The following is a 9,722-nucleotide window of genomic DNA, read 5'->3' on the forward strand; positions in this document are numbered from 1 at the left end:
CCCCACCCCACGTAGACGGGAACAGATCGGCAGGCGTCCCTTCTCCGCCGAGACCCCCAACCTCGACATCGAGTGTTGCTGCCGCCGTTTCGGCCTCACCCATATCCGGGACCTGAATCCACGCGTATAACCGTGTTGCGGTTGCGGTCCGTGACGGTCAGTTCGTCGAGACGATTTCGACGACGTCGCGGTGGGTGAGTTCGTGGTCCGAGCCGATTTGGCGCTTCGAGTGGCAGTCGATACCGTGGAGGAGACCGTCGCCAATGTCCGAGTGCAGGTGGTACGCGAAGTCCTCGGTCGTCGACCCTTCGGGAAGGATAAAACAATCGCGGAAGACGCCCTGTGAGTCGCTCTTTCCGTTTGCGCTGCCGGGGAAAATGGCAATGGCACCCATTACGTCGAAGAGCGCGTTCTCCAGGGACTGCTGGACGCCCGTGCCGCCGTATTCCGTGACGAACTCGCGAATCTGTTCGAGACCTGCTTCCTGTTCGTCGCTCACGTCGCCGACGATGTCGAAGTCGTCGTCGCCGGGGCGATAATCGACGACGCCGCCCTCATCCGCATTCTTCAGTGCCTTCTCCGCGTGCGCGCTGGTCGGGACGAACGTGAGGTGTTCGTAGTCCTCGTCGGTCGTGATTTCCTCGAAGTTCTCCTGCGAAACCGGCTTGTCCATCTTGTTCGCCGCGATGATTATCGGCTTCGTCCGCTTTCGAATCTCGCGGGCGAGTTCAGCCTTGTCCTCGTCGTCCCACCCGTCGGGGTCGAGTCCGATATCCAAAGAGAGGATGACCTGCTTGATTTCGTCTTTGTTCGTCTTGAACGCAGACATCTGCTCTGCGAGGTCGACTTCGATGTCCTTTTCCTCGCCGTGGTAGCCAGAGCGGTATCGGTCGATACCCTTCTCGAGGATGCCGAGATACCACATGTCGAGTTCGTTTTCGAGGAAGTCGATGTCGTCTCGGGGGTCGTGGCCTTCCGTGGCTTCGCCCTCGATGTCCGTCTCGCCGGAGAAGTCGACGACGTGGACGAGCACGTCCGCCTCGTTGAGGTCGGTCAGGAACTGGTTTCCGAGGCCCTTCCCCTCGTGCGCTCCGGGGATAAGCCCCGCAACGTCGACGAGTTTGACCGGGACGTAACGCATCCCGTGGGAACAGTAGCCGACCGATGGTGTACACGATTCGTCGAATTCGGGGGCCGCACACTCGACGCGGACGTATGCCTCCCCGATAGATGGGTCAATGGTGGTAAAGGGGTACGCGCCTTCAGGCACGTCGTTCATCGTCGCCGCATTGAAGAAACTTGACTTCCCGACGGATGGTTTTCCGACGAGACCAATCTTGTAACTCATTCGTTGGTCGGACTGGTATCTCGAACGCTAATAACGGTTCGACGTTCGTCCGCGTATGCGTGTAAATGCCACGCTGTCGCAGTCGTAGAGGCGGGTTCCGTGGATTCGACTCCCGGGGTCCGACCACCGAAGACATACTTCCAAATAGCACATTCCGACGCCTATGCGAGTAGGGGACTTTGGGTACAACAAACGAGTACGAAGGTCCCGAATGAAGCAGACGGACCCGGGGACCAAGAATGCAAAATACGAATCCGGAGACCAAGAACGCAAAATACGAATCCGGAGACTCCGAGTGTAATAGCGTCCGGTGCCTCTATGTCCACTAGTGCCTCTTTGTCCTCCGGTGCATCTTTGTCCTCACACCACCGACACCCGCTAATGACCGACCGGGACGAGACGGGCACGGATGGCACATCAGAAGCGGGCACAAAAGCGGATGCAGACACGTTCGGCGTCGGTATCCACGTCACCGAAACTGAGCTTCGGTTCGTCGTCAACGTCCCGTCAGACATCAACTCGGGGTGGACCGACCCCGATGCGTTTCAACAACTCGTCGAGCGCGTCACGTGGGAACACCTCGACCAGCAGGCTGCCCTCCGGACTATCGCGACGAACGCACCCGAGGGCGAGACGGTGTTTCTCGGGACAGTCTCGCTTCAGCCCGACGAGACCGTCGTCGACCATAGCCTGCGTGTTCCGTCGTTCGACGATGCGTGACCGGTTTGCAACGCTCGTTTGAAAACAGCATACCTCGATGACTACCGAACCAACCACCGAAGCGGCGATTCGAGAGATACAAAACACCGCTCTCTCCCGCGCGCTCACCGACGACGACCACGCGAGACAGTCGTTTGCGGTCGCCGGTGCGCTCGAAACGGCACGCAGAGAGACGAGTGACGCTTCGTTTGACGGCGGGGGCGTTGCCCTTGCAGCGTCGCTCACGTTCATTTCAACCCTGTTCGCACACCGCCGTCTCCGTGACTCGCTTCGTTCGGCAGTGCGAGCGACCGATGACTCGGCGTGGTATCCGAGTGGCGTTCCGGCGCGCGTCGATACCGACCTCGTGGTCGCAGGCGCACGCCTTGCTGTCCGGCGGTTCGACGTTACGCCGTCACAAGCAAGTGTGCTCGCTGACGTGAATACTGAGAGAATAGAACCGGACGAGTGAGAGTCCCGACCGCCGACCTCTGACAGCGACGGGCGGGGGCGTGCGAGTGGGGTGCCTCTGACCCGCGGTACTCGTCCGGTGGATGTTCGTTACTGAAGTCGGCCTCCGTTCGACGCTTTACTTGTTCTTCGGACCAGCGTCTTCCGGCGGGCCGCGCTTGTCGTCTTCTTCTGCGGTCTCTTCATCCGAGTCATCGGAATCAGATTCTTCCTCGGTCGACTCGGTTTCCGCATCTTTCTTGTCGCTGTTCGCATGCTCCGGCGGGCCGCGCTTGTCGGCGTTGTCCGACTTGCCCGGCGCATCGTCACCCGCAGACGTGTCGTCAGTCTTGTTCTTCGGGCCGGCGTGGTCCGGGCGCTTGTCGTCCGCGTTACCCGGGTTGTTCTCGGTCACGAAGTCGGAGACTGCCTGACCCATCGGGCCATCGAAGCCACTGTCTTTGAGACGCTCGACAAAGCTGCTGACGAGTTGTCCGAATGGGTCGTCTTCGGCGACCTCACCCTCCAGGGTGACGGTCGTCTCTGCGGTCTGGTCGTTGTGTTCCGCGGTTACGTCGACCGTAACGGTTTGCAGCGGTGCGGAGAGGTCGACGGTACCGTTTGCATCCGTCTCGTACTCACCCGCGTCCGTGTAGTTCCCGCTGACGGTGACCGACGCGTTCTCGACGGGTTCGCCGTCTTCGGTCACGGTGATTGTGACCGACGCGTTACTGTCCTGTGCGACGGAAACGCCGAGGTCGTCTGCCTCGACGGTGATAGTCGACTCAGCCGTGAGGTTCCCGTCGGTGGCGACGAACGTGAGATTCGTCGTGGTCGTCGGCTCGGCGACACTGACGGTGCCGTTTGCGTCCGTCTCGTAGGTGCCGTTGTCGTAGCTGGTGCCGTTGACCTGAACCGACGCACCTTCGACTGCTTCACCGTACTGCGTGACGGTTGCGGTTATCGTGTCGTTGGCATCGTCTGCCTCAACGGTGATGTCGAGCGACTCGTCGAGCGGGATGAGGTCAACAGATTCGGTCGTCGTGTTGTTCCCCTCAGTAACAGTGAACGTCGCGTTCACGTGCTCGCTCGGGTTGGGAAGTTCGACGGTACCGTTTGCATCCGTCTCGTACGTCCCGTTACCGGTGTAGTTTCCGCTCGATTCCACGAGGACCGTCGCGTTCTCGACGGCCGAACTATTCCGTGTCACAGTCACCGTCGCGTTGCCCGTCTCGGCGTCCTGCGTGACGCCAACCTGAAGGGCATCGGTGCTCGCTGCACCGACGGTCCCGGGGACCATCGCGACGGTCAGCATCGCAACGACCATGACTGCGGTGATGTGTTTGCTGCCGCGCATGCAACCTCCACTTCCGACCCTGATACGGTAAAAGGGGGTAATCGTAACCCCGGTTTTCGCTGAATTTCATGCCATTCAACGGGTTCTGAATCGGGCTTCCGTCTGTCGATTTCCCCGATTTTATCGGGGAATTCGGCTGCGGGAGCTAGTCCACGAGTTCCTCTGCCGAATCGTGGTTGCCCTCCTCTTCGGAGTTCCGGTAGCAACGTTGTCTCGACGTGCAATCCAGTCTAGAGACCCCTATCGTTGTCACTCGACGAGGGGGCGCTGCGTGTTCACCCGAGTGCTGCGGCTGAGGGGTGAGTAGTATGTGCGAGCAGCCTAACTGCTCGCTATAAATGAAAAAAGCCCACTGGACAGTGTCCAGTAGGCTATATGAGTAGGGGCGGCGAACTGGATTTCCCAGAGGATCGCTCACTCCAGTACTGACCAGAACGCAGGCGAGCTTAACTTCCGTGTTCGGGATGGGTACGGGTGGAACCTCACCGCTCTGGCCGCCGTAATGCCGACCAACGGAATCGAACCGTTGTCAATACACCAGTATCGGACGGGCCGTATATATCGTGTGTTCGTGCAATCCAGTTTGCGCCTGGACCCGTTCTCACGGGTTCAGTGCGTATGAATGTGGCTTGGTCTGTTAGTGCTCGCGGGCTTAATGTCTCGTTGCCTCGACACGTACACCCCGAGTCTATCGAACTCGTCTTCTACGAGTGACCTCAGTGGAACTTCTTTTCCGTGTAGGTTTCGAGCTTAGATGCTTTCAGCTCTTACCCTGCGGTGCGTAGCTGCCCGGCAACTGCCCTCTCGGACAACCGGTACACCAGTGGCACCCATTCGTAGTTCCTCTCGTACTATACGAACGTTCACGTCAAGTTCCTTAGCACCCCCAATAGATAGCAGCCGACCTGTCTCACGACGGTCTAAACCCAGCTCACGACCTCCTTTAATAGGCGAACAACCTCACCCTTGCCTGCTTCTGCACAGGCAGGATGGAGGGAACCGACATCGAGGTAGCAAGCCACCCGGTCGATATGTGCTCTTGCGGGTGACGACTCTGTTATCCCTAAGGTAGCTTTTCTGTCATCTACGGGTCCCATGAATGAACCTCGTAGGTTCGCTAGACCACGCTTTCGCGTCAGCGACACTCGTTGGGAATGTCACTGTCAGACTTCCGTTTGCTCTTGCGCTCTTCCACGAGTTCCCGACTCGCGTGAGGAAATCTTTGGGCGCGCTCGATATCTTTTCGAGCGCGTACCGCCCCAGTCAAACTGCCCGGCTACCGGTGTCCTCCGCCAGGAGTGAGAGTCGCAGTCACTAACGGGTAGTATTTCAATGCTGCCTCGGTGGCCCGCTGGCGCGGGTACCTGTGTAATGGCTCCTACCTATGCTGCACATTAGCGACCACGTCTCAGCGACAGCCTGCAGTAAAGCTCTATAGGGTCTTCGCTTCCCCTTGGGGGTCTCCAGACTCCGCACTGGAACGTACTGTTCACCGGGCCCAACGTTGGGACAGTGACGCTCTCGTTGATCCATTCATGCAAGCCGCTACTGAAGCGGCAAGGTACTACGCTACCTTAAGAGGGTCATAGTTACCCCCGCCGTTGACGGGTCCTTCGTCCCATTGTAATGGGTGTTCAGATACCCGCACTGGGCAGGATTCAGTGACCGTACGAGTCCTTGCGGATTTGCGGTCACCTATGTTGTTACTAGACAGTCGGAGCGTCCGAGTCACTGCGACCTGCTCTATCAAGAGCAGGTATCCCTTATCGCGAACTTACGGGACTAACTTGCCGAATTCCCTAACGTCGGTTGATCCCGACAGACCTTGGCTTACTCTGCCAGCGCACCTGTGTCGGATCTCGGTACGAGCTTCTTGCTTGTCTTTTCACGGGCTCTAGGTACCGCCGAGTTTCCCTATCTCACCATTCTTTCGCTTCGTGCCATTACGGCTTCCACGAAGTTCGGTGATTCGACGGGGCGAAGGCCCCGCTCGGTGTTTCCTAAAGCGTCGACTTTTAATGCAAGAAGGTACTGGAATATTAACCAGTTTCCCTTTCATCTATTTCGAATTACGGATAGACTTAGGATCGACTAACCCTCGGCTGATTGACAGTGCCGAGGAACCCTTGCGCGTAAGGTCGTCGGGGTTCACACCCGACTCTCGCTGCTACTGAGACCATGATTTTCGTTGCTGCACGGTCCATACGAGTTCTCACCCGTACTTCCGTCCATGCAGTATGCCAACCTACGGAATCGTGCTAAATAGCACGCCGCCAGGTCTCGGAGGTGGATTTGAGTCCCGATCATTTTCGACGCCTCGAACCTCGGCCGGTAAGCTGTTACGCTATTCTTAGAGGGTAGCTGCTTCTAAGCTCACCTCCCGGCTGTTTAGGGCTCGAGACAATCTTCGATCACACTTAATCCACACTTTGGGTCCTTAACCTGGCTCTGGGTTGTCTCCCTCACGGTGCACAAGCTTACCCCGCACACCGGACTCCCTGAGTCTACGATGTCCGTAAGTTTGGAGTTTGACAGGGAAGCGAACTCCTCTCGGAGGCCGGATTCCCAATCGGTCGCTCTACCTCACGGACTATCTCATCAGAGGTCATGCTTCGACATGTTTCGGTTGGAACCAGCTGTTGCCAAGTTCGATGGGCCTTTCACCCCTACACCAGAGTCACGAGAGGGTATTGTAGGACACCAACTCTAACGGGCCTCCACGCAGCTTTCGCCACGCTTCGCCCTGCTCCGGCGTAGATCACTTGGTTTCGGGTCGCATCCGGTTGGCTCCCCGCCCTTGAAGACGGTGGCCCTGGTCAAAGACTGCGGCCGTATCGGTTTCCCTATGCCTCCGGGGGTTCTCCCCTTAGACTCGCCAGTCAGATGCACTCCATGGTTCGTTTTTCAAAACGTACGATATAACATCGGCTTCGTCTGAGTCTTACTGTAGAATCGCTTCTAGGTCATTCGTCAGACGACCTTGTATGCTATATCGCTCTATCGCCAACTGATTTCAAGCCCTATTGCACCGCCCTTTTCGGGGTGCTTTTCAGCGTTCGCTCACGCTACTTGTTCGCTATCGGTCTCGAGGAGTGTTTAGTCTTCGCAGTTGATGCCTGCGTAATTCACGAGGGATATCCAACCCCCGCTATTCTGGAACAACCCCGGGACCTTTCCTTCACACTACGGGGTTTTCACCCTGTATCACGCTCCGTTCCAGGAGACTTCGTGTGAATTCCAGGTCCGTTATGGGTAGTCCGTACACCACATTGCCCGAAGGCTTCGGTTTGGACTGTATCGCGTTCACTCGCCGTTACTAACGACATCGCGGATTGCTTTCTTTTCCTGTTCCTACTAAGATGTTTCAATTCGGAACGTTCCCCATTGCGCTAGGCAATTGCTGTGGGGATTCCCATTCGGAGATCCTCAGTTCTTTCCCTCCATGCGGGTCCCTGAGGCTTATCGCAGCTTGGCACGTCCGTCATCGGCTCTCGAGCCGAGCTATCCACCAGCTGGCACAGTAGCCAGTTGATATAGTCACTGTGACCCGGAGAACGGGTCCAGTGGACGCCTGGATTGCACGTACACACGGTTTCATCAAACACCCTCGGAGATAGCCGAGGCGTGTTTTCGACCCTTCCCAACCACGCTTGCGCGGGATGGTGCATCTGTCGTCAGTATCCATTCTTCCGAACTGTCTTGCCCCACTTAAGGGGCACGATTGTTCGGGAGTGGAGTACTGCTTACTATGGACCCACAGGGATTCGAACCCTGGGCATCCTCCTTGCAAAGGAGGCACTCTACCACTGAGCTATGGGCCCGTGTTAGCCCTAGTAGTTCTAAGGTGTCCGAACGGGTGTCATTGTGTGAACTCGGAAATCAGCGTTGAGCCACCCCGTCGGGGTGGTCTCGGTCGTTAGGAGGTGATCCAGCCGCAGATTCCCCTACGGCTACCTTGTTACGACTTAAGCCCCCTTGCGAAGCCCAGATTCGACCACCGTGTGGTGGCCTCATCCGGACCTCACTCGGGTGCTTTGACGGGCGGTGTGTGCAAGGAGCAGGGACGTATTCACCGCACTCTTGTGAAATGCGATTACTACCGAATCCAGCTTCATGAGGACGAGTTTCAGTCCTCAATCCGAACTACGATCAAGTTTAGGAGATTAGCGTTCTCTTTCGAGATAGCAACCCATTGTCTTGACCATTGTAGCCCGCGTGTAGCCCAGCTCATTCGGGGCATACTGACCTACCGTTGCCCGTTCCTTCCTCCGCTTTAGCAGCGGCAGTCCTTCTAATGTACCCAACCAGTCGAAACTGTTGCTGGCAATTAGAAGTGCGGGTCTCGCTCGTTGCCTGACTTAACAGGACGCCTCACGGTACGAGCTGACGGCGGCCATGCACCTCCTCTCTATAGCGTCGTGGTAAGGTCATCAACCTGACCGTCATTACTATAGTCGGAGCTGGTGAGATGTCCGGCGTTGAGTCCAATTAAACCGCAGGCTCCTCCGGTTGTAGTGCTCCCCCGCCAATTCCTTTAAGTTTCATCCTTGCGGACGTACTTCCCAGGCGGCTCGCTTCACGGCTTCCCTACGGCACAGCACAGGCTCGTAGCCTGTGCCACACCTAGCGAGCATCGTTTACAGCTAGGACTACCCGGGTATCTAATCCGGTTCGAGACCCTAGCTTTCGTCCCTCACCGTCGGATCCGTCTTCTCGAGGTGCTTTCGCCATCGGTGGTCCGTCCAGGATTACAGGATTTCACTCCTACCCCAGACGTACCCCTCGAGCCTTCCGGTCCCAAGCCACGTGGTTTTCACCGGACGCCCGCCAGTTGAGCTGGCGGATTTCCCGATGAACCTTCGTGGCCGGCTACGGACGCTTTAGGCCCAATAATATCGGTCATCACTTGAGCTGCCGGTATTACCGCGGCGGCTGGCACCGGTCTTGCCCAGCTCTTATTCCTCGACCGCCTTACAGTCGAGAAAAGCGAGGACTATATGCCCTCGCACTTGGGGTCCCCTTATCGCACTTGCGTGCAGTGTAAAGGTTTCGCGCCTGCTGCGCCCCGTAGGGCCCGGAATCTTGTCTCAGATTCCGTCTCCGGGTTCTTGCTCTCACAACCCGTACCGATTATTGGCACGGTGGGCCGTTACCCCACCGTCTACCTAATCGGCCGCAGCCACATCCTACAGCGCCGGAGCGTTTCGGGGAGTCGGCATTCAAGCATGACTCCCGTATGAACTATTAGCCTCAGTTTCCCGAGGTTATCGTTCTCTGTAGGGTAGTTTGGCCACGTGTTACTGAGCTTTTCGCCACGAGTGTGAACTCGTGCAACTAGCATGGCTAAATCGGACCCCAATAGCAATGACCTCCGGCAGGATCAACCGGAATGGGTCGCGACCATTTAAACCTGGTCGCGGGGTGTTGGCGGGTGAATGGCAGCGTATTGCTGTCAAATCACCGTTCAAAGGTCCGAGTTCGAATGACATCCGTTCGGATGTCACCGAACTACTAGGGCTAACATCAGATACCGTCTTGCGGCGTACCGCAGGGGCGGAATCCTCATGTCCTTCGGATTTGAACCGAGGCGATTGATGGGTATAAACCCATCGAACCGAGTTCGGTCGCATCCGGTGAGGCGGGACGCGTTGAATCGCCCCGCAATCGCGGTGTGTCGTTCGCATTATTCCGAAATGCCTTGGACCACTTAAGGCCGTCGTATCGTTGGCAGCCCCGGGAAGGTGTGTCATCCCGGTGGGCGCCAGACGACCGTTGGGTCGGAAGGGCGTTCGGACGAAGCCTTCGGGGGGAGTGCCCCCGTGCGCTTCTTCACATTACTTCCAATGCCACGGTTACATTTAAGGCCGT

Annotated in this window: 4 protein-coding genes, 1 tRNA gene and 3 rRNA genes; 2 read left to right on the forward strand and 6 right to left on the reverse strand. The window is 57.5% G+C overall.

Annotated elements, in window-relative coordinates; all coding sequences use genetic code 11:
• Positions 1-157: 157 nt before the first annotated feature.
• Positions 158-1,348 carry a redox-regulated ATPase YchF gene (locus QT222_RS12660; RefSeq protein WP_491477382.1) on the reverse strand — a complete coding sequence of 397 codons (1,191 nt, stop codon included), beginning with the start codon at positions 1,346-1,348 and terminating at the stop codon, positions 158-160.
• Between the two features lie 381 nt (positions 1,349-1,729).
• Between QT222_RS12660 and QT222_RS12665 the strand changes: the two genes are divergently transcribed.
• Both QT222_RS12665 and QT222_RS12670 read left to right on the forward strand, forming a co-directional pair.
• Positions 1,730-2,068 (forward strand): DUF8124 family protein, encoded by a 339-nt coding sequence (locus QT222_RS12665; protein WP_491477383.1) that lies wholly within the window; start codon positions 1,730-1,732, stop codon positions 2,066-2,068.
• Between the two features lie 37 nt (positions 2,069-2,105).
• On the forward strand, positions 2,106-2,519 hold the full coding sequence (locus QT222_RS12670; RefSeq protein WP_004060430.1) for a hypothetical protein: 414 nt from the start codon (positions 2,106-2,108) through the stop codon (positions 2,517-2,519).
• Positions 2,520-2,636: 117 nt separating this feature from the next.
• Here QT222_RS12670 and QT222_RS12675 read toward each other — a convergent pair whose 3' ends face one another.
• The 5 genes from QT222_RS12675 to QT222_RS12695 form a co-directional block, all read right to left on the reverse strand.
• Positions 2,637-3,854 (reverse strand): hypothetical protein, encoded by a 1,218-nt coding sequence (locus tag QT222_RS12675; RefSeq protein WP_491477384.1) that lies wholly within the window; start codon positions 3,852-3,854, stop codon positions 2,637-2,639.
• A gap of 380 nt (positions 3,855-4,234) precedes the next feature.
• Positions 4,235-4,356, reverse strand: a 5S ribosomal RNA gene (gene rrf / locus QT222_RS12680).
• 117 nt (positions 4,357-4,473) lie between these two features.
• Positions 4,474-7,387: ribosomal RNA gene (locus QT222_RS12685) — 23S ribosomal RNA — on the reverse strand.
• A 216-nt stretch (positions 7,388-7,603) separates the two neighbouring features.
• A tRNA-Ala gene (locus QT222_RS12690) sits at positions 7,604-7,675 on the reverse strand.
• Positions 7,676-7,772: 97 nt separating this feature from the next.
• A 16S ribosomal RNA gene (locus QT222_RS12695) occupies positions 7,773-9,245 on the reverse strand.
• The 16S, 23S and 5S rRNA genes sit together here with 1 tRNA gene alongside, the layout of an rRNA operon.
• Between the last annotated feature and the right edge of the window lie 477 nt (positions 9,246-9,722).

It is taken from the genome of Haloferax sp. s1 (genome assembly GCF_058382125.1).

Excerpts from the sequence above, each read along its gene's own strand:
- QT222_RS12660 (WP_491477382.1), bottom strand. The coding sequence starts at position 1,348 with ATGAGTTACAAGATTGGTCTCGTCGGAAAACCATCCGTCGGGAAGTCA.
- QT222_RS12665 (WP_491477383.1), top strand. The coding sequence starts at position 1,730 with ATGACCGACCGGGACGAGACGGGCACGGATGGCACATCAGAAGCGGGC.
- QT222_RS12670 (WP_004060430.1), top strand. The coding sequence starts at position 2,106 with ATGACTACCGAACCAACCACCGAAGCGGCGATTCGAGAGATACAAAAC.
- QT222_RS12675 (WP_491477384.1), bottom strand. The coding sequence starts at position 3,854 with ATGCGCGGCAGCAAACACATCACCGCAGTCATGGTCGTTGCGATGCTG.